This window comes from Actinoplanes palleronii, from assembly GCF_016862315.1.
Taxonomy (GTDB): Bacteria; Actinomycetota; Actinomycetes; order Mycobacteriales; family Micromonosporaceae; genus Actinoplanes; species Actinoplanes palleronii.
The window spans coordinates 1-21,389 of record NZ_BOMS01000075.1; the positions used below are offsets into that span (position 1 = coordinate 1).

At 72.1% G+C, this 21,389-nt stretch carries 20 protein-coding genes; 7 read left to right on the forward strand and 13 right to left on the reverse strand.

The features are described 5' to 3' along the window. Window positions 1-455: 455 nt before the first annotated feature. Window positions 456-1,082: a DUF3152 domain-containing protein gene (locus Apa02nite_RS24700; protein WP_239164542.1), complete on the reverse strand. Its 627-nt coding sequence runs from the start codon at window positions 1,080-1,082 to the stop codon at window positions 456-458. Window positions 1,083-1,113: 31 nt separating this feature from the next. Between Apa02nite_RS24700 and Apa02nite_RS51195 the strand changes: the two genes are divergently transcribed. After that, window positions 1,114-1,455, forward strand: coding sequence for a hypothetical protein (locus Apa02nite_RS51195; protein WP_239164543.1), 342 nt, complete (start codon window positions 1,114-1,116; stop codon window positions 1,453-1,455). 8 nt (window positions 1,456-1,463) lie between these two features. On the opposite strand, the gene Apa02nite_RS24705 is transcribed toward Apa02nite_RS51195, so the two are convergent. Continuing rightward, a complete protein-coding gene (locus tag Apa02nite_RS24705; protein ID WP_203827103.1) occupies window positions 1,464-2,423 on the reverse strand; it encodes an alpha/beta fold hydrolase in 960 nt (319 codons plus the stop codon). Continuing rightward, window positions 2,423-4,150, reverse strand: coding sequence for a Daple (locus Apa02nite_RS24710; protein WP_425548433.1), 1,728 nt, complete (start codon window positions 4,148-4,150; stop codon window positions 2,423-2,425). Before Apa02nite_RS24710 ends, Apa02nite_RS24705 begins: the two co-directional genes overlap by 1 nt. A 464-nt stretch (window positions 4,151-4,614) precedes the next feature. Between Apa02nite_RS24710 and Apa02nite_RS24715 the strand changes: the two genes are divergently transcribed. The 3 genes from Apa02nite_RS24715 to Apa02nite_RS24725 all read left to right on the forward strand — a co-directional run bounded on the left by Apa02nite_RS24715 (window position 4,615) and on the right by Apa02nite_RS24725 (window position 7,613). Beyond that, on the forward strand, window positions 4,615-5,274 hold the full coding sequence (locus Apa02nite_RS24715; RefSeq protein ID WP_067694083.1) for a TetR/AcrR family transcriptional regulator: 660 nt from the start codon (window positions 4,615-4,617) through the stop codon (window positions 5,272-5,274). Between the two features lie 41 nt (window positions 5,275-5,315). Then, on the forward strand, window positions 5,316-5,540 hold the full coding sequence (locus Apa02nite_RS24720; RefSeq protein ID WP_067694086.1) for a DUF3107 domain-containing protein: 225 nt from the start codon (window positions 5,316-5,318) through the stop codon (window positions 5,538-5,540). Window positions 5,541-5,771: 231 nt separating this feature from the next. After that, on the forward strand, window positions 5,772-7,613 hold the full coding sequence (locus tag Apa02nite_RS24725) for a DEAD/DEAH box helicase (RefSeq protein ID WP_203827105.1): 1,842 nt from the start codon (window positions 5,772-5,774) through the stop codon (window positions 7,611-7,613). A gap of 74 nt (window positions 7,614-7,687) precedes the next feature. Here the strand turns inward: Apa02nite_RS24725 and Apa02nite_RS24730 are convergent, their stop codons facing one another. After that, a complete protein-coding gene (locus Apa02nite_RS24730; protein WP_067694092.1) occupies window positions 7,688-8,344 on the reverse strand; it encodes a biliverdin-producing heme oxygenase in 657 nt (218 codons plus the stop codon). A 70-nt stretch (window positions 8,345-8,414) separates the two neighbouring features. Here Apa02nite_RS24730 and Apa02nite_RS24735 point away from each other — a divergent pair, with 70 nt between their 5' ends. After that, a complete protein-coding gene (locus Apa02nite_RS24735) occupies window positions 8,415-9,554 on the forward strand; it encodes a class I SAM-dependent methyltransferase (protein WP_067694095.1) in 1,140 nt (379 codons plus the stop codon). A gap of 6 nt (window positions 9,555-9,560) precedes the next feature. Here Apa02nite_RS24735 and Apa02nite_RS24740 read toward each other — a convergent pair whose 3' ends face one another. The 3 genes from Apa02nite_RS24740 to Apa02nite_RS24750 all read right to left on the reverse strand — a co-directional run bounded on the left by Apa02nite_RS24740 (window position 9,561) and on the right by Apa02nite_RS24750 (window position 11,272). Continuing rightward, on the reverse strand, window positions 9,561-10,586 hold the full coding sequence (locus Apa02nite_RS24740; RefSeq protein ID WP_239164545.1) for a DUF8832 domain-containing protein: 1,026 nt from the start codon (window positions 10,584-10,586) through the stop codon (window positions 9,561-9,563). Further along, the gene (locus tag Apa02nite_RS24745; RefSeq protein ID WP_067694098.1) at window positions 10,579-10,791 is read right to left on the reverse strand and encodes a heavy-metal-associated domain-containing protein; all 213 of its coding nucleotides are present in this window, start codon (window positions 10,789-10,791) and stop codon (window positions 10,579-10,581) included. Before Apa02nite_RS24745 ends, Apa02nite_RS24740 begins: the two co-directional genes overlap by 8 nt. Window positions 10,792-10,966: 175 nt before the next feature. Further along, window positions 10,967-11,272: a metal-sensitive transcriptional regulator gene (locus tag Apa02nite_RS24750; RefSeq protein WP_067694101.1), complete on the reverse strand. Its 306-nt coding sequence runs from the start codon at window positions 11,270-11,272 to the stop codon at window positions 10,967-10,969. Between the two features lie 199 nt (window positions 11,273-11,471). Between Apa02nite_RS24750 and Apa02nite_RS24755 the strand changes: the two genes are divergently transcribed. Then, a complete protein-coding gene (locus tag Apa02nite_RS24755; protein ID WP_203827106.1) occupies window positions 11,472-11,927 on the forward strand; it encodes a GNAT family N-acetyltransferase in 456 nt (151 codons plus the stop codon). A gap of 440 nt (window positions 11,928-12,367) precedes the next feature. Here the strand turns inward: Apa02nite_RS24755 and Apa02nite_RS24760 are convergent, their stop codons facing one another. Next, the gene (locus Apa02nite_RS24760; protein ID WP_203827130.1) at window positions 12,368-14,497 is read right to left on the reverse strand and encodes a RecQ family ATP-dependent DNA helicase; all 2,130 of its coding nucleotides are present in this window, start codon (window positions 14,495-14,497) and stop codon (window positions 12,368-12,370) included. A 171-nt stretch (window positions 14,498-14,668) separates the two neighbouring features. Here Apa02nite_RS24760 and Apa02nite_RS24765 point away from each other — a divergent pair, with 171 nt between their 5' ends. Further along, the gene (locus Apa02nite_RS24765; RefSeq protein WP_067694110.1) at window positions 14,669-15,067 is read left to right on the forward strand and encodes a hypothetical protein; all 399 of its coding nucleotides are present in this window, start codon (window positions 14,669-14,671) and stop codon (window positions 15,065-15,067) included. 5 nt (window positions 15,068-15,072) lie between these two features. On the opposite strand, the gene Apa02nite_RS24770 is transcribed toward Apa02nite_RS24765, so the two are convergent. The 5 genes from Apa02nite_RS24770 to Apa02nite_RS24790 form a co-directional block, all read right to left on the reverse strand. Further along, window positions 15,073-15,798 carry an SDR family NAD(P)-dependent oxidoreductase gene (locus Apa02nite_RS24770; protein WP_067694113.1) on the reverse strand — a complete coding sequence of 242 codons (726 nt, stop codon included), beginning with the start codon at window positions 15,796-15,798 and terminating at the stop codon, window positions 15,073-15,075. Between the two features lie 247 nt (window positions 15,799-16,045). Further along, window positions 16,046-17,842 carry a serine/threonine-protein kinase gene (locus Apa02nite_RS24775; protein ID WP_203827107.1) on the reverse strand — a complete coding sequence of 599 codons (1,797 nt, stop codon included), beginning with the start codon at window positions 17,840-17,842 and terminating at the stop codon, window positions 16,046-16,048. Window positions 17,843-17,979: 137 nt separating this feature from the next. Then, window positions 17,980-19,494 carry a fused MFS/spermidine synthase gene (locus tag Apa02nite_RS24780; RefSeq protein ID WP_203827108.1) on the reverse strand — a complete coding sequence of 505 codons (1,515 nt, stop codon included), beginning with the start codon at window positions 19,492-19,494 and terminating at the stop codon, window positions 17,980-17,982. An 18-nt stretch (window positions 19,495-19,512) separates the two neighbouring features. Continuing rightward, window positions 19,513-20,463: a coiled-coil domain-containing protein gene (locus tag Apa02nite_RS24785; RefSeq protein ID WP_239164546.1), complete on the reverse strand. Its 951-nt coding sequence runs from the start codon at window positions 20,461-20,463 to the stop codon at window positions 19,513-19,515. Window positions 20,464-20,587: 124 nt separating this feature from the next. Continuing rightward, window positions 20,588-21,361, reverse strand: a complete 774-nt coding sequence (locus tag Apa02nite_RS24790; protein ID WP_203827110.1) for an SDR family NAD(P)-dependent oxidoreductase — start codon at window positions 21,359-21,361, stop codon at window positions 20,588-20,590. Between the last annotated feature and the right edge of the window lie 28 nt (window positions 21,362-21,389).

Genomic DNA, 21,389 nt, shown 5'->3' on the forward strand with positions numbered 1-21,389 from the left:
CAATGCCGCTCAGCTTAAGTTGATCTTGGTGGGGTGCCTGCCTCTCCCGGGAGGGGCGGTCGGAGTCCGCACTGCCAGATCGCGTGCGTTTACCGCCCGCCCGGGGGCGGTAAACGCACGCACAACCCGATCGCGGACCGCCACCGCCCCTGAACTCGCCCTGACGCGGCCCTCCGCCGCCCCTTCGGTGTCGAGTGCGGACCTCTACCGCCCCACGGGCAGACACCACTCCACAGCTGCGGGCCCAGCTGGGCCTGACGGCCCTCAACCCCCGCGCGAAACGGCCCTGAACACCAGCCGACACCGCACAGCTGGGCCTGGCGGCCCTCAACCCCCGCACGAAACGGCCCTGAACACCAGCCGAGACCGCGCGGCTGGGCCTGGCGGCCCTCAAGAGCCGCGGGAGACGACCGTGGGCACCAGCCGGGCTGTCGGCGGGGACGGAAGGGGGTGGGTCAGAGGTGGGGGCCGGAGAAGGGTTTGTTGTCGCGGCGGGGCCAGGCGTAGGGGACGCAGCCGCGCAGGGTGATGGTCTGCTGGACCATCACCGGGGCGGGGCCGCCGGCCTTGGGGCAGCCCTCGTGATGATGGCCGAGTTCGTGCCCGACCTCGTGGTTGATCACGTAGTTGCGGTAGACCGCGAGGGAGACCTTGGCGTTCAGGTAGGGCTTGGCGGACTTCCGGTAGCGGTCCAGGTTGATGATCGCTTTGCCGGTGGTGCGGCAGGACGTGTACGGCACGCCGCCGATCGTGATGTTGGTGCCGCCCTGCTGGCACATCTGCCCGGCGGTGTCCCGGGTGGCCAGGTACACCGTGAAGTCGGCCTTCTCGTTGCCGTTGACCATCTGCAGGCGCAGCGTCCCGTTGCCGGTCCAGCTCCGCTCGTCGCCGAGCGTGCTCACCACCTGCGTGGCGAAGGCGTCCAGGTCCTCGCCGCTGCCCTTCTCCACGGCCACCCGGAAACGGCGTACCGGGCCTTTGTCGCCGAGGAGCGATCCGCGCTTCACCGCGTACGAAAAAGTGCCTGAACCGTGCGTCGGGACCACGCCGGCGATCTGCAGGACCTCGGGTGGCGAAGGCACGGGAGAAGCGGAAGGCGCGGCAGGCGAAGAAGTGGCAACCGGCGGCGCGGAAGTCACCGCGGAAGCGAAAGCCGAAGCCGACGGCGAAGGCGCGGCCGGGAGCGAAGGCGCGGATTCCAGGATCGGCGCCGAGGAGGCGGCGGCAGCGACAGGGGTCGTCGCCGGGCGCGGGGAACCGGTGTTCCGCACGGCCACCGTCACGACGGTGAGCAGCACCAACGTGACGGCGAACAGGGCGAGCCACCACTGGCGCCAGCGGTCCTCGGCGGGCGGCGGAGCTTCCGGTTCGAGCGCGGAAGTGACTGGATCGATCATCTCGCGAACCAGCCTCGCACACGAGAACGGCCCGCAACCAGCCGAGTCGATCTTGTGAGACCAGCGCTACGTCGCGGGTGATCCGGCTTCCTCGAGCATGCCGACGATCGCCCGGGCGACCAGGCGGGGCACCTCCATCTGCGCGACATGGCCGACGCCGGGCAGGATCAAAAGACGACTGTCCGGTACGACCTTGGCCACCTGCACCGGCACCCGGGGATCGACCAGCTTGTCGTTGAGTCCACCGATCACCAGCGTCGGCGCCTGCACCCGCGCGGCCAGGCGCCACTGCGAGTCGGGGCCCGGGAGATAAGCCCGCAGGAAGCTGCCCACCAGCCCGCGCAGGGTGCCCAGATAGGCCCGCGGGTAGTGATCGACGGTGTACCGGAGCTGGATCTCCTCCATCGCCTCGGCCCGGCGCTGCGGGTGCACCTTCGTGGTGTCACCGAAGCACGCGGCCAGCACCTGCTCGGCCATCTGCTCCGCGGTGATCCGGGTCAGCGCCCAGGCCATCAGGCGTTCCGCCCGTGGCAGGGCCAGCAGCGGCAGCACCGGGCCCTGTGCCGTCCGGCGCGGGTCGAGGAACGGCATCGCCGGGGAGACCAGCGTGAGGGTCCGCACCAGGTCGGGGCGGAGTGCGGCGACCCGCACCGAGATCGAGCCGCCGAGCGAGTTGCCGATCAGGTGGACCGGGCCGCGGCCGGCGTGGTCCAGATAGTCGATCAGGATGGCCGCGAAGGCCGGGATCGAATATCGCGGGCTGGGGTCGCTGTACCCGAACCCGGGCAGGTCGACGGCCTGCCCGGCGAACCGGTCGGCGAGCAGGCCGGCCAGGTCGGTGAAGTTCTGCGAGGAGCCGCCGAGGCCGTGCACGTAGACCGCGGGCTCGGCGTCCGGACTCAGCGGCGGGGTGTCCCGCACGTGCAGCATCGAGCCGCCCACCGTGACCCGCCGGGCGGGCCAGGGTGGGTGCACCTCTCCATCCGGCAACAGTGCGCTGTCGCCGGCCAGCATCGCGCCCTTCATCAGGCCAACAGTGCCTCGACGCGGCGGTTGACCGCGGCGAGTGTGGCGCGGACCATAGCGTGCCGGTCGTCGCCGGTCACCACGGCCGAGCCGGCCAGCTGCTCGACCCAGCCGCCGCTGCAGGACAGCAGCAGCACCACGACGGCAACCTGGGTGGAGCCGAACGAGACGGCGGACGCGTGCTCGACGAAGCAGCGCGCCGGGCCGTCCGCGTGCTGCGAGGTGGAGAGCAGCTCGTCGACCGCGCCGGCGGTGGCCGTCGCGCAGAGGCGCAGGAGGTAACCGTCGACGGCCGGGCCGGTGGCGACACCGGACGCGCTCCGGTCGCCGGCGCGCAGCCGCACCTCGACGGTGGCGTCCGCGCCGAACGTGTTGACGTGCACGTTCTCGATCAGCACGCGCGGGCCGGGGCGGTTGCCCGGGTCGAGCGGGCGGGGCTTGTTCAGGTCCTGCGGGATCAGGGCGGCCGGCGCCTGCTGCACCGGCTGGCGGGCCGGCGGCGCGGTGACCGGGGCGGCCGAGACCGGAGCGACCGACACCGGGACAGCCGAGACCGGGGCCAGGGACGGCGCCGGAGCGGCCGAGACCGGGGCGGGCGCCGGCGGCGCCGAGGTCATGGCGGCCGACATCAGCGGGGCGGCGGACCGCGGCGCGGACGGCATCGGCGCGGCCGAGACCGGGCGGACCGAGGCGCGACCCGGCCGGGTGGCCTGGGACGGCACGAACGGCTGGGCGGGTGGCAGCAGGCCGGCGTCGCCGGGCATCGCCGCGTCCAGGCCCATCCGCTCCTGCAGCAGGCGGGCCACGTGACGGCTCACATCGGCCGCGTCGGCACCGTCGGAGAGGTCGAGCCGGAGACTGTGCGCGCCGGCCGGGGTGGCGCGCAGCGACGCGTCCCGGACACCGGCCACGCCGCGCACGGCGGCCAGGATGGCCTGCACGTCGAAGCCGTCGTGGCGCTCCTGCGCGGGCACCACGTCGCCGCGGCGCAGGTGGGTGGCGATCCGGGCCAGGGCGGGCGCCTCGGCCGACGGCTCGGCGGCGACGGGCGGCTCCGGAACCCGGGGCACGTCCGGCTGGGCGGGCACGCGCTGGGGCAGTGCTCCGCTCGGTTCGCCCAGCGCTGAGCTGGGACCGGGGCGTTCCGTGGCGGCCTCCTGCTCCTCGGGGCGGCTATTGGTGAAGCCCGGGTACGTCGGCGCGGCCGAGTACGGGGAACTCAGATCGTCGGCGGGCGGGGGAAAGCCACCCGGCGCCGGCTCGTAGCCCCGGCGCGAGAAGTTCGAGGCATCGTACGTCGGCAGCCCCATCACCGGCTCGTTGTCCACCGATCGCTGGTCCCCCGCCGGTGCGGCAGGTTCCACCCGGGGGAGGCCCTGTGCCAACGTGTCGTTGACCAGCGCATGCCGGGAACGGATCGGTTCGGACGGCGCGTCGGTACGGCTCAGTGGATCTCCCTGGTTCTGGCCCGGCTCGCCGGGCGTCCAATCGGTGCGTGCCTGCGTGACCGGCCGCGCCATCGGCACGGCGGCGCGCTGCACGGTCGCCGGCGGGGCGGCACGGTACGAGTCGTCGAGATCTCCCTCGTACGGATACGGGGGTGCGCTGCTCGGTGATGACATCGGCGCCTCGAACGGCGTGGTGGACGACTCCGTATCGACCGGACGCGGCCGGTGGCCGAGAATGTCAGCTAACCGGCTGCGATCGCCGGACCAGGGCGACACCATGTCGGTGTTCCCGGAAGGGGGAATCTCGGTGGACGGCGGCGGGTCCACGAACCCGGGCGGCGGGGGTGCCTGCAGCGGCACGGCCGAACTCGGAGCGGGCCCGAACGGGCGTTCCGGGAACGGCTGGCGGGCTATCGGAGTTCGCCGCCAGGGAGGCACTTCGGCCTCCTTCTCCAGCGCGGGACCCGTGTTCGACCACGGGTTTTCGCCGTTCGCCCAGCCGTTCATCCGATTGCGGTCATGCGCGTCGGCACCGTTGCCGCCACCCGCGGCTCCGGTGTCTCCGGAATGCCCTGTTTCATCCACCGCGTGCTCCTCGCTCGCCCCCGCTGAGGCTACCGTGTGGTTGCAGTGGCGATAAGTTGCAGCGTCGCGACAATTGCCCGCACGACCGCGACAAGCGCCGATCCGGGCAATCCGCGACGACAAACCGCGGGGACCGACCCCCTGGAGGTTCACCAGATATGACCGCCGCGTCCGGCGGGGCTCAGACCACCCGCCCCACCCGGCTGCCTCGTTCGGCACGCCGAAAGCAGCTGCTGGCCGCCGCTCAGCAGATTTTCGTCGCGCACGGCTATCACGCCGCTGCGATGGACGACATCGCGGAGCGGGCAGGTGTCTCCAAGCCCGTGCTCTATCAACACTTCCCCGGCAAGCTCGAGCTGTACCTGGCCCTGTTGGACACGCACTGTGACGCGATAATCGCCAAGGTGCGCAGTGCGCTGCTGGCGACGCCGGACAACAAGGAGCGGGTCAAGGGCGCGGTGCGTGCGTACTTCGACTTCATGGATCACGAGAGCGAGGCGTTCCGCCTGGTCTTCGAGTCCGACCTGCGCAACGACCCACAGGTCCGGCAGCGGGTCGAGCGGGTCGAGCAGGGCTGCATCGAGGCGCTGACCGAGACCATCATCTCGGACACCGGCCTGCGTCCGGATCAGGCTCAGCTGCTCGCTTCCGGTCTCGCCGGGGCCTCCGGCGCGGCCGCTCAGTACTGGTTGGCGAACGGCCGGCGTACGCCTAAAGCTGAAGCTGAGGCCCTCGTCGCCGCTCTGATCTGGCGTGGGATCGCCAGCTTCCCCCTCCAGGGCGGTTCAACGGCCGGAACGTCTCCGGAAATCGGATAGCCTTTCCAAGCGGTACACGGGTTGATCACGAGGAGGACTCCGTGGAGGTCAAGATCGGCGTGCAACATTCGCCGCGTGAGCTTGTGCTCGAAAGCGCGCAGTCTCCGGCGGAGGTCGAGCAGGCCGTGTCCGAGGCTCTGGCCAAGGACGGCGTCCTTTCGCTCACCGACGAGAAGGGCCGCAAGGTGATCATTCCGGTCGCCAAGCTGGCCTACGTGGAGATCGCTGAGGCCTCGCACCGGCCGTTCGGCTTCACCACTCGCTGAGGTTGCGGGAGGGAACCCTGGACACGTCGTGTCACAGGGTTCCCTCCCGTATCCGCTCTCGCGTGCGTCTGCTATTGGGTCGGGTAGAGTGGCAGGTGTCGCCGCCGACGTGGATCGTCAACTCGGCGGCCCCGCGTGTGGCCCGCTTTCGAGCGTGCGGCCCGCGCCTCACTACAGACCGCGCCCCAGACATCCGACGGGCGCACCACGAGAGGGCACCCGTAAAACTTCATGACCGACATTGAGCAAGCTCTAGTCCCCGTTACGAACCGCGCCCCGGTCCGGCCGGACAGCCCCACCTTCGCTGAGCTGGGTGTCCGCCCCGAGACCGTGGAGGCGCTGGCCGCGGCCGGCATCACGCACGCCTTCGCCATCCAGGAGTACGCGCTGCCCGTCGCGCTGCGCGGCACCGACCTGATCGGCCAGGCTCCGACCGGCACCGGCAAGACCCTCGGTTTCGGCCTCCCGCTGCTGGAGCGGGTCCTCGCCCCGTCCGAGGGCTCCGACGGCCGGCCGCAGGCCCTTGTCGTCGTCCCCACCCGTGAGCTGGGCATTCAGGTGGCCCGCGACCTTGCCGCCGCGGGTGCCACGCGCGGCGTCCGGGTTCTGCCGATCTACGGTGGCGTGGCGTACGAGCCGCAGGTCGAGACGCTGAAGAAGGGCGTCGAGATCCTGGTCGGCACCCCCGGCCGTCTGCTCGACCTGGCCAAGCAGAAGCACCTGAAGCTGAACGCCGTGCAGGCGCTGGTGCTCGACGAGGCCGACCGGATGCTCGACCTGGGCTTCCTCGACGACGTCGAGAAGATCCTGGCGATGCTCCCGGTCGACCGGCAGACCATGCTGTTCTCGGCCACCATGCCGGACCCGATCGTGGCGCTGTCCCGCCGGTTCCTGCGCAACCCGATGACCATCCACGCCGGTCACACCGCGGAGAGCGCCGCCTCGCCGCTGACCAAGCAGGTCGTCTACCGCACCCACCCGCTGAACAAGCTGGAGATGGTGGCCCGCCTGCTGCAGGCTCGCGGCCGGGGCCTCTCGATGATCTTCACGCGCACCAAGCGGGCCGCCGACCGGGTGGCCGAGGACCTCGACTTCCGCGGTTTCGCGGTCGCCGCGGTGCACGGTGACCTGAACCAGGGCGCGCGCGAGCGGGCCCTCCGGGCGTTCCGCAGCGGCAAGATCGACGTGCTGGTCGCGACCGACGTCGCGGCGCGTGGCCTGGATGTGTCGGGTGTCACCCACGTGGTCAACTACGACTGCCCGGAGGACCCGGAGACCTACACACACCGGATCGGCCGGACCGGCCGCGCGGGTGCGACGGGTGTCGCGGTCACGTTCGTCGACTGGGAGGACATGCCGCGCTGGGTGCTGATCGACAAGTCCCTGCACCTGAGCATGCCGGAGCCCCCGGAGACGTACCACACCAGCCCGGCGCTCTACGCCGACCTGGACATCCCGACCGACATCTCGGGCACCCTGCCGACCGCGAACCGGAGCCGGGTCGGGCTGTCCGCCGAGATCGAGGAAGACCTCGGCGGTGTCAGCCGGCGCCGGTCGCCGTCGCGCAGCGGTGGCCCCGGTGGCGGCAGCCGTGACCGGGACCGTGATCGGGACCGGGATCGTGGCGGCCGGTCACGCGGCTCTTCGGCCCCGGCCGAGAGCGCCCCGGCCGCGGGACCCGTCACCGAGGAGGGGACCGAACGGCCCAAGCGGCAGCGGCGTCGCCGCCGGGTGGGCGAGGACCAGGTCGCCGAGACCCCGGGTACTCCGGACAGCACGGTCACGTCCGACGCTCCCGTCCCGATCTCGGACGACGTCTCGTCGACCGGTGAGGACGCGGCTCCCCGCGCTCGCACCCGCCGTCGCCGGGCCCCGGCCGCCGCGCCGGCGTTCTCGGACGGCGCTCCGGACGGCGCTTCGGTCGCCGCGGAAACGGACGCGGCTCCGGCCGTCGCCGACTCCGCTGACTCCACCGAGGGCGAGGCTGCGGCTGCTCCGCGTCGTCGCCGCCGGCGCAGCACCCGGGCCGACGGTGACACGGCCGAGGCCGTGACCGGCGGTTCCGAGGCGTAGCGCAGGCATGGGGCCACCCCTCGTGGCCCCATGTCGTACTTTTCCCGCCGGGACCGTTCGCGGTCCCGGCGTTTTCAGGTCCAGCGGTTGTCGAGATCGGTCAGCACGGCCAGGTTGAGTTCGGCGGCCGCGGCCACCTCGGTCAGAAACGCGTCCCGCTCCGCGCGGTTCCACGGTGTGCTCTCCAGGCGGTTGCGGTACCGCGCCCGGAACAGCTCCGGGTCGACGCCCTCGAAGACGAAGAACCGATATCCCTGCCGACGGAACCGGTACGCCTCGAGCACCGCCGCCCCCAGCCACTGCCCGCCGTCGAGCTCACTCAGGTAGCGCGTGCAGTGATGCGCCACGAACCCGGTGGCCTTGTCGAACGCCGCGGACCGCAGCCGGGTGCAGTACGTCGAGGTGGCCGGCAGCGCGACGATCCGGCTCTGCCAGCGCGGGCCGTGCAGGAACTGCAGGTCGGACTCGATCGCCGGGATCCGGAACAGCTCCGGGAAGTAGAACCGGCCGCCCATCGGGTCGTCGGCCATCGCGGTGGTGGCCAGCTCCAGCGACTCGTAGACGAACCAGTGCTGCGCGACGAATTCCGCGTACGCCGCCACCGGCAGCCGGCCGGTGACCAGACCCTGGATGAAGCGGCTGCGACGCGCGGTGGCGTCCAGGTCTCCGAGGATCTTCTGCAGCGGCACGAGCAGCGCACCCGTCGCGGGCGGATCGGCCGTGTGCCACATCCCGCCCTCCCCTCGTCGATCAACAACCTAGCCCGTCGGTGCTCTCCGGCGGTGCGGGCAGAATAGGGCTATGCCACAACCGCTCGATCAAGCGCTCGCCGAGGTGCGCGAACTCCTCCTCGCTCCGGGGCTGACCCGTGCCGTCGCGGCCGGTCGGCGCCGCGGTCAGGTGCCCTCGGTGACCCGCGCTCAGGTACGCCCCGTCACATTGAAGAGCGGTCTCAAGTTGCAGATCGTCACCGAGGACGGTGTGCGGCCGTTCACCCGCAACGTCATGTCCGGTCCGGAGGCGGAGGCCGCGCTCGACGAGCTGCTGGCCGAGCCGTTCGGCAACTGGCACGTGGAGACCGAGACGGCCACCGTCCAGGTGCGGATCACCAAGAAGGGCGACGCCCAGGTGCACCGGTCCGCGGCCGTGGCGCCCGCGCCGGCCGCGCAGGAGCACGACCGCACCAAGCAGTGGCTGCTCGACCCGGGTGACCCGCTGTTCACGGTGATCGGCGGGAACGCCGCCAAGCGGCGGCAGATCGACGCGTTCCTGCGGGCGCTCGCCGCCACGCTGCCCGAGGACCTGCCGACGCCGCTGCGCGTCGTCGATCTGGGCTGCGGAAACGCTTATCTCACCTTCGCCGCTTACCGCTATCTGACCGGGCGCGGCGCTTCGGTCCAGGTCGTCGGGGTCGATGTCCGCGAGGATCAGAGGGTACGCAACAGCGCGCTCGCCGAGCAGCTCGGCTGCGCCGACGAGGTGACGTTCGTGGCCGGCACGATCGAGGAGGCGGACGTGCCGTTCGCACCCGATCTGGTGCTCGCGCTGCACGCCTGTGACACCGCGACCGACCAGGCGCTGGCTCGGGCGGTGCGCTGGGAGGCCCGGTGGACGCTCGCCGCGCCGTGCTGTCATCACGACATCGCCGCGCAGCTCAAGGCCGGTGCCGCGCCCTCGCCGTACGGTGAAATCACCCGGCATGCGATCCTCCGCGAGCGCTTCGCGGACGTCCTCACGGACTCACTTCGCGCGGCTCTTCTGCGGTTGAACGGGTACAAGGTCGACGTGGTGGAGTTCGTGGACTCGGCGCACACGCCGCGGAACCTGCTGCTGCGGGCCCGGCGCACCGGCGCGGCACCCACCGCCGAGCAGCAGGCCGACTACGACGCGCTGATCGGGCAGTGGGGCGTGAAGCCGGCGTTGTCCGTGCTGCTCAGCTGATCGTTTTCAGCCGATCTTGAGGGTCCACGCCGCGGTGTGGACCCGCCCGGTCACCTGGAAGTCGAAGAACATCCGGTAGTCGCCGGGGCTCGGCGCGGTGATCCAGAACTTGACCTTGCCGTCCACCAGCTGCAGCTCCGGGTGGACGTGCACGTAGGCGAGGTCGCCCTGACGGATCACCACCAGGTGGCCGAACGCGCCGAGGTAGGGCTCGACGGCGGCGGGCTTGCCGTCCGCGCCGGTAACGGTCATCAGCAGCGGCTGGACCGCCGCGGTGCCAGGATTTCCTTCGTACGCCACGGTCAGACCGTCAGTGGTCGCCACCGGCGTCGGCGCGGGCAGTGACTCCGGGGAGTAGTCGCCGGCCACGGTCAGGTCGCTACCCAGCGTGGTGGTCACCTGCTGGCCGCCGACCAGAGCGGTGAAGTCGGTGATCATCCGGTACAGGCCCGGCCGGGCCAGGGTCAGGTCGATGCCCCAGGTGCCGTCGGCGGCCATCTCCGGGTGCAGGTGCTGGAAGCCGGTCAGGTCCCGGCGGATCACGATCAGGTGCAGCGGCTTGTCGTGCACGATCGCGTACGACGTGACCGACGCACCACCCGGGCCGTTGATCGTGAAGCTGAGCCGCTGCTTCTTCCCGGCCTGGAACGTGGTGCCGGCCGGGCGCAGGGTCACCCCGTCCGAGCTCAGCGAGAGTCCGCCGACCGCGGCACCGGCCGTAGTGGTCAGGCCGGCGCCGGTCGCGCCGTGGGTGTGCGGCATGTTCTCGTTGATCACGCCTGCGCCGGAGCCGGTGCTGGTGGTCGCGGCCGGGGTGGTCGCCGGGCCGGCCGCGGTGCCGTTGTTGAGGCGGCCCAGTCCGTAGCCGGCGAAGAGCACCACGATCAGCAGGGCGCCGATCGCGGCGAAGCGGAAACCGGAGCCCTCGGTGACCGGGTGATCCGGTTCCGCGGTCTCCGGCACGTCATCCGTGTCCGCCGGCAGCGCCCACCTGGACCGCTGCTTGTTGTCAGCCCGGGGCTGGTCAGGCATCCGCGAGCTCGTAGCCGGCCTCGTCGACCGCCGCGCGCACCGCGTCGTCGGCGAGCGGGGCCTCGCTGGTCACCGTCACTCCCCCGGAAGAGAGGTCGACCTGCACGCCGGCGACACCGGGCAGCGCGGTGAGTTCCTCGGTCACCGCGTTGACGCAGTGCGAGCAGGTCATGCCCTTGACGGTGTAGGTGCTGGTGACGGTCATGAGAGGAACCTTTCGCCGCTTTCGTAGCTTCGTGGGTAGTCGCTCCGGGAACCCCGGGAGTTCCGTCCGGGTTCCACCCGGCGTTTCACCCGGCGTTTCACCCGGCGTTCGGTCCGGGTTTCGGCCGGGGTTTCGCCCGGCGTTCGGCCGGGGTTTCGGCCGGCGTTTCGGCCGGTCAGGACTTGATCAACCGGGCGATCGCGTCCGACGCCTCTTTGACCTTGGCGGACGGGTCGCCGGCCCGGGCCGCGTCCACGACGCAGTGGGCCAGGTGATCCTCCAACAGGCCGACCGCGACCGAATGCAGCGCACTCTTCGCCGCGGAGATCTGGGTCAGGACGTCGATGCAATACGTGTCCTCCTCGACCATCCGCTGCAGTCCACGGATCTGGCCCTCGATCCGGCGCAGCCGGCCGAGCAGGGCCGCCTTGTCGCCGGAATAGCCGTGCGGTCCATGCTGCGGGGTGGGCTCCTCGGACATGGAGCCAGAATACCCCCCGCCGGTATGCGAACCCGCCATGCCCACCCGTGACCGTCACCCCGCCGCGCGTCACACCGCACGTCGGCTGGTGCTCACGGCTGCCTCAACGCCCCGGACACAGCCGTCACCACCAGCCGGGGTCGTCCCGGCGTGGGAAAGCGCTGGCGGATCCGCCCCCGGGCCGTGACACCATGCGGCCGTGGAAAACCGTGAACGGGACGGCTACGTCCTTACCGACGACCCGAGCAGGGTCGATGTCGACCTCGTGCACCACTGGCTGAGCGAGGAGTCCTACTGGGCGGCCGGCCGATCCCACGAGCTGGTCAGCCGCTCGATCTCGGGCTCCTTGCCGTATGCGGTCCTCGCCGGCGAGCAGCAGGTGGCGTTCGCCCGGGTGGTGACCGACGGGGCGACCTTCGCCTGGATCTGCGATGTCTTCGTCGACAAGCAGCACCGGGGCCACGGTCTGGGCACGTGGCTGGTCGACAGCATCGTCGAGGATCTGACCGGCCGGGGCATCCTGCGCTTCCTGCTGGCCACCAAGGACGCGCACGAGGTCTACCGCCGGTCGGGCTTCGCACCGCTGGAGGGCCCGGACCGCTTCATGGAAATCGACCACCGCCCCACCCGCAACGCCATCCTCGGCCGCGCCTGACCACCCGCCCGGAGGGGCGGCAGCAGCACACAATCGGTCATCGCGTGCTCCTGCCGCCCACCAGAGGGCGGCACCAGACCGCACACCAGCACCGCGGACCCGCACCGCCCCCACCGCGCCGGCAACACACACCATCGGCCAAACTCGGGGCTGCAGCAGACCGCACACCAGCACCGCGGACCCACACCGCCCACCAGGGGGCGGCAGCGGGCCGCGATCCAACAACGCGGACTCGCACCGCCCGCCCCCGGGCGGCGAGCGCACGCGATCGGTCATCGCGGACTCGCGCCGCCCTCGACGGTGCGGGTGGGCGTGAGTCGGCCGGTGCCGGGGGGACGGATCCGGCCGTGGCGTAGTCGAACGGCCGCGCGGCACGGATCCGAGCCCGCCGAGACGAGGGCGCGGGGGCGTGGGGGCGCGGGCGCGCTAAGGCGCGCGGGTCAGCTGGACGTGGCCAAGGCCAGCGGGAGGATGGCGGTGGCGCCGGAGCGGCGCAGGGAGCGGCCGGCCAGGGTCATCGTCCAGCCGGAGTCGACCAGGTCGTCGATGAGCAGGAGCGGGCCCGGGTGGGCTTCGATCGCGGCGACCAGGTCGGGGCTGACGGTGAACGCGTCGTGCAGGGCGCGGACCCGCTGCGCGCTGTTGCCGCGGAACGTCTCCTCGCCGGCGCCGGCCGGGCTCAGGGCACCCAGCAGCGGCAGCCGGCCGACCGTCGCGATGTGCTCGGCCAGGCTGTGGACAAGTTGTGGATGACGGCGTGAGCCGACCGCCACGACGCCGACCGGGCGCTGCTGCCAGGCGTCGGCGCCCCGGGCCCAGGCCTTGAGCACCTCGACCACCGCGGCGGCGAGCTGGGCCGGGACCGGCGCGTCGGATGACTCCGGACCGACCACGGTGCGCAGCCGGGCACCCCAGCCCAGGTCGGAGAGCCGCCCGACGGCCCGGCCCGGCTCGATCTGCTCGACGGGGCTGATCTTGCCTTTCAGGGAGATGCCGATGGCGGACATCCCGGGCGGCCACAGCTTCTTCGGCGCGACCTCGACACCGGGCCGGCCGAGGAACGCCTCGGCGGCGGCGAGCGAGCCGGCCGACACCTCCGCGTCGAACAGCGGCTCGGCACAGTTGTCGCACCGGCCGCACGGTGCGGCGTCCGGGTCGTCGAGGCAGCGGCGCAGGAACTCCATCCGGCAGGTGGCCGTCACGGCGTACTCAATCATGGTTTGTTGCTCGGCGGTCCGGGCCTCGGCGACGCGCCGCAAGCGGGCGGTGTCGTAGGTCCACGGCTCGCCGGTGGAGAGCCAGCCGCCGCGGATGCGGCGCACCGCGCCGTCCACGTCGAGGACCTTGAGCATCAGCTCGAGGCGGTTGCGGCGCAGGTCGACGAGCGGCTCCAGGGCCTGGGTGGAGAGCGGCCGCTCCGCGGTGAGCTGGGCCAGCACCGAGCGCACCTGGTCCTCGGGCGGGAACGCCAGCGAGGCGAAATAGCGCCAGATCGCCGCGTCCTCCGGGCCGGGCAGCAGCACCACCTCGGCGTGCTCGACGGCCCGGCCGGCCCGGCCGACCTGCTGGTAATAGGCGATCGGCGAATTCGGCGCGCCCAGGTGCACAACGAACCCGAGGTCGGGCTTGTCGAAGCCCATGCCGAGCGCGGACGTCGCCACCAGCGCCTTGATCTTGTTGTCCAGCAGGTCCTGCTCGGCGACGCGGCGCTCGGCGTCCTCCACCTGGCCGGTGTAGGAGGCCACCGGGAAGCCGCGGGACCGCAGGAAGTCGGTGGTCTCGGTGGCGCCGGCGACGGTCAGGGTGTAGATGATGCCGGAACCGGGCAGCCGCTCCAGGTGGTCGGCGAGCCAGGCCAGCCGGTGGGCCGGGTCGGACAGGCGCAGCACGGCGAGGCGCAGCGAGTCACGATCCAGCGAGCCGCGCAACACCAGCGCGTCGTCGCCCAGCTGGTCGGCGACGTCGGCGGTGACCCGGGCGTTGGCGGTCGCGGTGGTGGCCAGCACCGGGGTGCGGCCGGGGAGTCCACTCAAGAACGTCCGCAATCGGCGATAGTCCGGCCGGAAGTCGTGGCCCCAGTCGGAGACGCAGTGCGCCTCGTCGACCACCAGCAGGCCGGTGCTGTGCGCGAGGCCGGGCAGCACGTTGTCGCGGAAGTCGGGGTTGTTCAGCCGCTCCGGGCTGATCAGCAGCACGTCGACGGTGCCGGACCGGATCTCCTGCTCGATCTCGGACCACTCGTCCAGGTTCGCCGAGTTGATCGTGCGGGCTCGGATGCCGGCCCGGGCGGCCGCGTCCACCTGGTTGCGCATCAGCGCGAGCAGTGGGGACACGATCACCGTGGGGCCGGTCGACCCGTCGGCCCGCAGCAGCGCGGTGGCCACGAAATAGACCGCCGACTTGCCCCACCCGGTGCGCTGCACGCAGAGCACCCGGCGGCGGTCGACGGTGAGCGCCTCGATGGCACGCCACTGGTCCTCGCGCAGTTTCGCGTGCTCACCGGCGAGCCGGCGCAGCACCTCCTCGGCACGCTCCCGCACACTCGCCCGCTCGGCCGCACCGGCCGTCATTCGCGTCGTCTCGGTCACCCGGCATGTCTATCAGCCCGCACCGACAGAACTGGAGTTATCCACAGTCCGCCGCTGTCCACAGGCCGACGGCGGGAAGCCCGGCGCTGGGCCATGCTGCCGAGGTGACCGGAAATCCGACCCTCATCCGCTCCTGAATGGAAGTCTCGACTCATGAGCAAAACGATTGCCGAGAAGCTGTTGATCAAGCCGAACTCCACGGTCTGGCTCAACCAGCCGGCCCGTCTGCCGCTGCTCACCCCGATGCCGGAGGGCGTGCGGGAGACCGGCACGCTGGCCACCGCCAGCACCGCTGTGCTCTTTGCCGACAACGCCGACATCGTACGAACGGAGCTCACCGAGCACCGCGCCGACCTGGACAAACCGGCCGCCTTCTGGATCGCCTACCCGAAGGGCAACCAGGCGGACATCAACCGGGACTCGCTGTGGCCGATCGTGGCCGATTTCGACATGCGCCCGTGCGGTCAGGTGGCGATCGACGCGCGCTGGTCCGGTCTCCGCTTCCGGCCGAACCGGCCCGGTGAGGGCCGGTTCACCGGCGGGAGCGAGTGACCGGGTCAGCGGCCGAGGACCGAGCCACCGTTGACGTTGATGATCTGGCCGGTGACGAACCCGCCGCCCGGGCCGGCCAGCCAGCGCACCGCCTCGGCGATGTCCTGCGGCTCACCGGCCCGCTTGACCAGCGTGGCGGCCACCCGGGAGGCATGGCCCTCGGGCGTCATCCGGCCGTCGAAGAACTCGCTGTCGGTGACGTAGCCGGGCGCGATCACGTTCGCCGTGATCCCCTCGCCGCCGAGGCCGGCCGCGAGGTCCAGGGCGTACCCGTGCAGGGCCGCCTTGGCCGCCGAGTACGGCCCGCCGCCGCCGCGCTGCGCCGCGATCGAGCTGGTCAGGATGATCTTGCCGCCGGGGCGGCGGAGCAGCGGCAGCAACGCGGTGGTCATCAGTACCGCGGTGAGCACGTTGGAGTCGAGATTGGCCCGCCAGCGCGCGGCCACCCCGTCCAGCGTGCTCTCGTCGCCCGCGAGGTACGCGCCGGCGTTGTTGACCAGGACGTCCACCGGGCGACCGGCCACCGCCTCGACCACTGCGGGGATCTGCGCCGGGTCGGACACGTCGGCGGTGACCGGGGAGGCCTGCGGGCCGATCCACTTCACCGCGTCGGCGAGCACCTCGGGCCGGCGGCCCACGATGATCACGTCGTAGCCCTCGCCCGCCAGCATGCCGGCGACCGACCTGCCGATTCCCGTGCCACCACCGGTGACCACTGCCAGTCTTGTCATGGCCTCGACCCTATCGACGCGTCACCGGCCGGTGTCCCGGACCTGCCGACGCGACCCGGACCACGGCTCGGAGCGTGACCCGGCGGGCACCCGGACCGCAGCTCGGAGCGTGACCCGGCGGGCACCCGGGACCGCAGCTCGGCGGCGACACGGCGACACGGCGACGCGGCGACGCGGCGACGCGGCGACGCGGCGACGCGGCGACGCGGCGACGCGGCGAGGGGCTCGGCGGGCAGCGCGGCGGGGCTCAGAGGGCGAGCGAGAACCCGCCGGAGCGCTGTTTGGCCGGTGGCGGCGCGGTCGCGCGACCGGCCGGCGGTGGCGTGACCTGCTTGCGCGGGTTCTCGCCGGATCGCGCCGGTGCGCGCTTGCGCTTGCGGACCGTCTCCTCGGGCCCGGGGCCCTCCTTCGCCGAGGCGGCGCTCACCGAGTCGTCGGCCACCGGTGCGGGCTCGGTGACGCTGCCCAGCACCTCGACCCGGCACGGGTGACCGTCGATGGCGAAGGCGAACGGCAGCGGGTTGCGGTCGCGGTACCCGCCGCGCAGCGTGACGCTCCGGGTGCTGCCGCTGCCGTGCACCACGACGTGCTTGCCGCTCTGCGAGACCGCCTTCGGCACGGCGGCGAGCCGCTGGGTGCCGGGGAAGCTGAAATCGACCCGCCAGCCGTCCGGCCCGGCCGTGGTCTGCACGGTCAGTCGCGCCTGGAAGGAGCCGCCCGAGTCGCGTTGCACCTGGTAGCGGACCGAGCAGCGGATCCGTTTCACGGTCTCGTGGCCCGGCGCCGGTCCGGCCGCGGAGGCGCTGGACTGGTCGGCCTCGGTGGGTTCCCGCCGGGACGACCAGTTCACCGCGCTGCCGGCCAGCAGCACCACGCTGGCCAGGGCGGTGATCGCGGACAACCGGTTCCGGACGCCGGCCGGGCGGCGCATCCAGGCGCCGGCCGCGCGGGCGCGCCGCATCCGGGCACCGATGAAGACGCCACCGCCCAGCGGCCGCACACCGCCCATCCGCAACGCCGCGCCGATCTTGAGACCGACGCGCAGGCGGAGCTTGAGGGCCTGGGTGCCGCCCAGACGGAGCTTGCGGCCGTCCGGGGAGACCGGCGAGTCCAGCGCACCCGACAGCGACACCACACCGCGGGCGGCCGGTACCGAGGGCTGCTCCCCCGGGCGCAGCGGCGGGATGATCGGGCGTACCCCGACGGTGGCGGCCAGGGCGCGGGCCACCTCGGCCGAGCCGGGCCGGTCCGCCGGGTTCTTGGCCAGGCAGCGCAGGCACAGGTCGGCCACCGCGGGTGGCATCCCGGGCAGGTCCGGCACCGGGGCGGGGTCGGCGTAGAGGTGGGCGCGCAAGGCTTCGGCGGTGCTCTCGGCGGGCCAGGGCATCCGGCCGGTGAGCGCGCGGTAGAGGAGCAGGCCGAGGGCGTACACGTCGGTGGCCGGGGAGACCGGTGCGCCGCCGAGACGTTCCGGGGCGAGGTAGGCGGGGGTGCCGAGCAGGCTGCCGTCCGGGCCGGCGTCGCGCTGGCCGACCACGGCCGAGATGCCGAAGTCGACAACCTTCGCGCCGGCGCCGGTGAGCATCACGTTGGCCGGGGTGACGTCGCGGTGGACGACGCCCCGGGCGTGCGCGGTGGCCAGTGCGGAGGCGACCTCGGCGCAGAGCATCACGGCCTCGCGCCAGTCCAGCGAGCCCTGCCGGCCGATCCGGGCGCCGACCGACTCGCCGTCGTTGAGCTCCATCACCACGTACGGGACGGTCAGGTGGTCGGAGAGCAGGGCCTCACCGAAGTCGTAGACGCCGGTGATGTGCGGGTGGCAGAGCCGGGCGGCGGCCAGCGCCTCCTGGCGGAGCCGGTCGCGGGACGTCCGGTCCTCGGCCAGCTGCGGCGCGAGCACTTTGACGGCGACCTCACGGCCCAGGGTCTCGTCGTAGCCGCGCCAGACGACCGACATCCCGCCGGTGCCGAGCTTCTCGATGAGGCGGTAGCGCCCGGCGAGACGGAGCGGTCCTTCGTGTCCGTTTCGCTCCGTACGCCCCATGCGCCGATTCTCGCCCGCGCGGCTCACCCTCCGGTGCCGCACTCCGAAACCCGCGCGGATTCCCTGCCCGGATCGCCCAAAACCGCCCAAATCGGCCAACTCGCCGCGCGAGAAGAGCCCGGGCCCGGCCGAGGACCTCAGCTGGGCAGCAGCTGGTCGACCGGGGCGTAGTCGTCGGTGAGCACCGTGGCGTCGCCGACATAGCCGGCCAGCTCGGCACCGGAGAGCAGCGTGACCGGCTCCTTCACCTGGGCGAGCCGGGTGCCGAGCGCGGCCAGCGGGAGCGGGCTCCGGGACGCCACGATCACGAAGTTCGAGCCGACGTCGCCGGCCAGGGCGTCCGCCGGGGCGATCACCGCGACGTACCGGAAAGCCGCCTGAACCGTCGCCAACTCGGCGCGGATCAAGCGGTCCGGCGGGTAGTCGATCACGTTCTGGGCGTAGATCCCGTCCTCGCGCAGGGTGCGGGAGATGTCCGCGGCCATCTCCCGGGTGGCCAGGTGCCACGGCACCACCTGGTGACCGAAGGCGTCCCCGACCACCAGGTCGTAACCGGCCGACGGGCGCCCGGCCACGCCGACCCGGGCGTCGCCGACCCGGACCCGCAGGTCGGCGCCGGTGACCAGGCCGAGTTCGCGCTTGTCCAGCTCGACCAGCTCGCCGTCGAGTTCGAGGACCAACTGCTCGCTGCCGGGTCGGGTGGCGCGCAGGTACCCCGGGACGGTGAAACCGCCGCCGCCGATGTGCAGGGCGTCGATCGGGGCGCCGGCCGGGCGCACGACGTCGGCCACCGCGGCGATCCACTGGACGTAGGCGAACTCGAGGTGCCGCGGGTCGTTCAGATCGACGTACGAATGGGGTGCCGCATTGAGCAGCAGCAACCGACCACCTGGCCGATCAGGATCGGTCTGTACCCGGGCGCAGTGGTAGGCGGTCTCCACGTCGCACGGTGTCGGCGCGGTCGCGCCCAGACCGGCGCCGACCAGTCCGATCGAGACGGCCACCGCCCGGAAGCGGGGTGAGCCGGGCAGGTCGGGGTGGTTCTCATCGCGGCGCAACCACCAGCCGAGCACCAGGCCACCGAGTGCCAGCAGCACCGCCAGGCTCAGGATGATCGCGCTGCTCGGCATCGCGGCGACGAACACGAACCCGGTGCCGAGGGTGGCGGTGATCGCGCCGAGGGTGCCGATGCTGGACAGCCGGCCAACCACGGTGCCGGCCTCGCGCAGGTTGCTGAGCTGGAGTTTCACCACCATCGGCGGGATCGCGGAGAGCACGAACGCGGGCAGGAAGACGGCCAGCGCGGCGAGCAGGAGCACGGCCGGCGCCGCGCCGCCGCGGAGCAGCTCACCGCCCCAGCGGACCAGCGGCAGGGTCACGGCGGTGCCGATCGCGCCGAGGATCAACGCCGGCGCCAGCAGGATCCGCGGGTCGAACTGGTCGGCGAGGCGGCCGCCCAGCCACGCGCCGTAGGCGATGGCGGCCAGCGAGATGCCGATCACCGAGCTGCTGACCTGCAGGGTGACACCGACGTACGGCCCGACCAGGCGCAGGGCGACGATCTCCAGGACCAGGACGGCACCGCTGGCGCCGAAGGCCAGGGCGGCGGCCAGAGCCGCCGGCAGTGCTCGGGGCGGCGCGACGATGTCCATCGCGCGATGCTAACCGGGTCAGAGCATGGAGAGATGCACGTGGTTGGTGTGCACCGCGGCCGCGTCACCTGTCGCGCTGTAGGCCCGCCAGCCGGTGCTCGGCATCCAGATCTGCCGGTACCAGATCACGTACATGATGCCGAGGCGGTCGGCGTTCTTCACGAAGTAGGCGGCCAGGCGGTCGCCGTAGGCCTTGTCGCTGCCGGTCGCCGCCGAGGTCTTGAAGGTGGTGGCGTTGGACGAGAAGTCGCAGGCCCGCCCCTTCGGGTGCTCGCCGGACGACCGCTGGCTCCAGCACACCGTGTAGTGCTTGAAGCCGTCCGCGCGGGCCTGCTCGTACGCGTGCAGCGTCCGCGGCGTGAGGCACCCGTCCGACGTCGGGTCCTTGATCGAGCAGGACTCCTTCGGCCAGGAGCCGTCGGAGTTGCGCGGGGCCGGGTCGGCGGCCGGCGAGGACGCGTCGATGAAGCCGCCGGCCGATCCGCCGCCCACCTCGGCGAGCGCCAACTCGGCCTGCTTCTTCTTGCGCTCCATCACCGAGACCTGGCGCTTCTGCTCGCCGATCTCGGCGTTCAGCCCGATCTGCGCCTTCTTGATGGTGTCGATGTCCTCCCGGTAGTCGGCGAGCGTGCCGCCGTCCACCTGGGCGAGCATGTCGAGGCTCTGCACCCGGTCCACGAAGCGGTCCGGCGAGTTGCTGTTCAGCAGCAGCGCCAGCGTGCTCATCCGGCCCATCTGGTACGACCGGTTCGCCACCTCGGAGACCCGGGAGGTGAGCTTGTCCGAGCGGGTCTGCGCGGCCTTGAGCGTGGCGGCGAGCTGGGTCTGCCGTTTCTTGGAGGCGGCCAGCTTCGTCTTCGCCTGGTCGTACCCCTTGGCGGCGGCTTCCAGGTTGGTCCGCAGCTTCTTCGTCCCACCCTCCGGGTCGGCGGCGAACGCCGGAGTTCCGGGCACGATGAGGACAGCCATGACCGCGGCCGCAAGAAGGGCGAGCAGGGCGGTACACCGGCGCGGGGAGATGACCGCCACGGAAAACCTCCAAGTCGGGAGCGCGGGTACTTTACCGTGCCGGACCTGGCGTAAGGGAGATCGATCAGGTCGCTGAATATCCACCGTCGACGAAGAGTGTCTGCCCGGTCACCGCTTGGCTCGCGGCACTTGCCAGAAAGACGGCACATCCGGCGAAATCTTCGGGCACCCCGTTGCGGCCGATCATGGTGCGCGCCGCGTGTGCCGCCACTTTCGTGGGATCCGCGAAGACCGGCTCGGTCAGCGGGGTGTGCACCACTCCGGGCGCGATCGCGTTGCAGCAGACCCCGTGCGGTGACCAGGCCTCGGCCTGCGAACGGGTCAGTCCGACCAGGCCGGCCTTGGCCGCTCCGTAGGCGCCGCTGTTGCCGTACGCGCGGAACGCCTGCTGGGAGACGATGTTGACGATCCGGCCCCAGCCGCGCCGGGCCATCGCCGGGCCGAACGCCTGCCCGAGAAGGAACGGCGAGGTCAGGTTCGCCGCCAGGGTGAGGTCCCAGACGTCCTCGCCCAGCTCCCCGAGGGGCGGGCGCAGGTTCACGGCGGCCGAGTTGACCAGGATGTCCGGTTCGCCGTACCGGGAAATGATCTCACTGATCGCGGCCCGGACGGCCTCGCGGCCGGCGAGATCGGCGGTGATCGCGCCACCCTCGGCACCATGTTTTCGCAGCTCAGCGACCACATCGTCGAGCGGGTCCGGCCGGCGGGCGAGTACCACCACCCGCGCTCCGGCACGACCGAGGGCCAAGGCGATGTCGCGGCCGATCCCGGAACTGCCGCCGGTCACCACCGCGGTCCGCCCGGCCAACCCGAAGAGCTCATCGAGGTACGAGGTCATCTCCGCACGGTAGAACTTCGCGTGACCG

Bases quoted from the DNA above. Each gene is read 5' to 3' on its own strand.
- Apa02nite_RS24705 (WP_203827103.1), bottom strand. From the start codon at position 2,423: ATGAAGGGCGCGATGCTGGCCGGCGACAGCGCACTGTTGCCGGATGGA.
- Apa02nite_RS24710 (WP_425548433.1), bottom strand. From the start codon at position 4,150: ATGGTGTCGCCCTGGTCCGGCGATCGCAGCCGGTTAGCTGACATTCTC.
- Apa02nite_RS24715 (WP_067694083.1), top strand. From the start codon at position 4,615: ATGACCGCCGCGTCCGGCGGGGCTCAGACCACCCGCCCCACCCGGCTG.
- Apa02nite_RS24725 (WP_203827105.1), top strand. From the start codon at position 5,772: ATGACCGACATTGAGCAAGCTCTAGTCCCCGTTACGAACCGCGCCCCG.
- Apa02nite_RS24730 (WP_067694092.1), bottom strand. From the start codon at position 8,344: ATGTGGCACACGGCCGATCCGCCCGCGACGGGTGCGCTGCTCGTGCCG.
- Apa02nite_RS24735 (WP_067694095.1), top strand. From the start codon at position 8,415: ATGCCACAACCGCTCGATCAAGCGCTCGCCGAGGTGCGCGAACTCCTC.
- Apa02nite_RS24740 (WP_239164545.1), bottom strand. From the start codon at position 10,586: ATGCCTGACCAGCCCCGGGCTGACAACAAGCAGCGGTCCAGGTGGGCG.
- Apa02nite_RS24745 (WP_067694098.1), bottom strand. From the start codon at position 10,791: ATGACCGTCACCAGCACCTACACCGTCAAGGGCATGACCTGCTCGCAC.
- Apa02nite_RS24750 (WP_067694101.1), bottom strand. From the start codon at position 11,272: ATGTCCGAGGAGCCCACCCCGCAGCATGGACCGCACGGCTATTCCGGC.
- Apa02nite_RS24760 (WP_203827130.1), bottom strand. From the start codon at position 14,497: ATGACGGCCGGTGCGGCCGAGCGGGCGAGTGTGCGGGAGCGTGCCGAG.
- Apa02nite_RS24765 (WP_067694110.1), top strand. From the start codon at position 14,669: ATGAGCAAAACGATTGCCGAGAAGCTGTTGATCAAGCCGAACTCCACG.
- Apa02nite_RS24770 (WP_067694113.1), bottom strand. From the start codon at position 15,798: ATGACAAGACTGGCAGTGGTCACCGGTGGTGGCACGGGAATCGGCAGG.
- Apa02nite_RS24775 (WP_203827107.1), bottom strand. From the start codon at position 17,842: ATGGGGCGTACGGAGCGAAACGGACACGAAGGACCGCTCCGTCTCGCC.
- Apa02nite_RS24780 (WP_203827108.1), bottom strand. From the start codon at position 19,494: ATGGACATCGTCGCGCCGCCCCGAGCACTGCCGGCGGCTCTGGCCGCC.
- Apa02nite_RS24785 (WP_239164546.1), bottom strand. From the start codon at position 20,463: ATGGCTGTCCTCATCGTGCCCGGAACTCCGGCGTTCGCCGCCGACCCG.
- Apa02nite_RS24790 (WP_203827110.1), bottom strand. From the start codon at position 21,361: ATGACCTCGTACCTCGATGAGCTCTTCGGGTTGGCCGGGCGGACCGCG.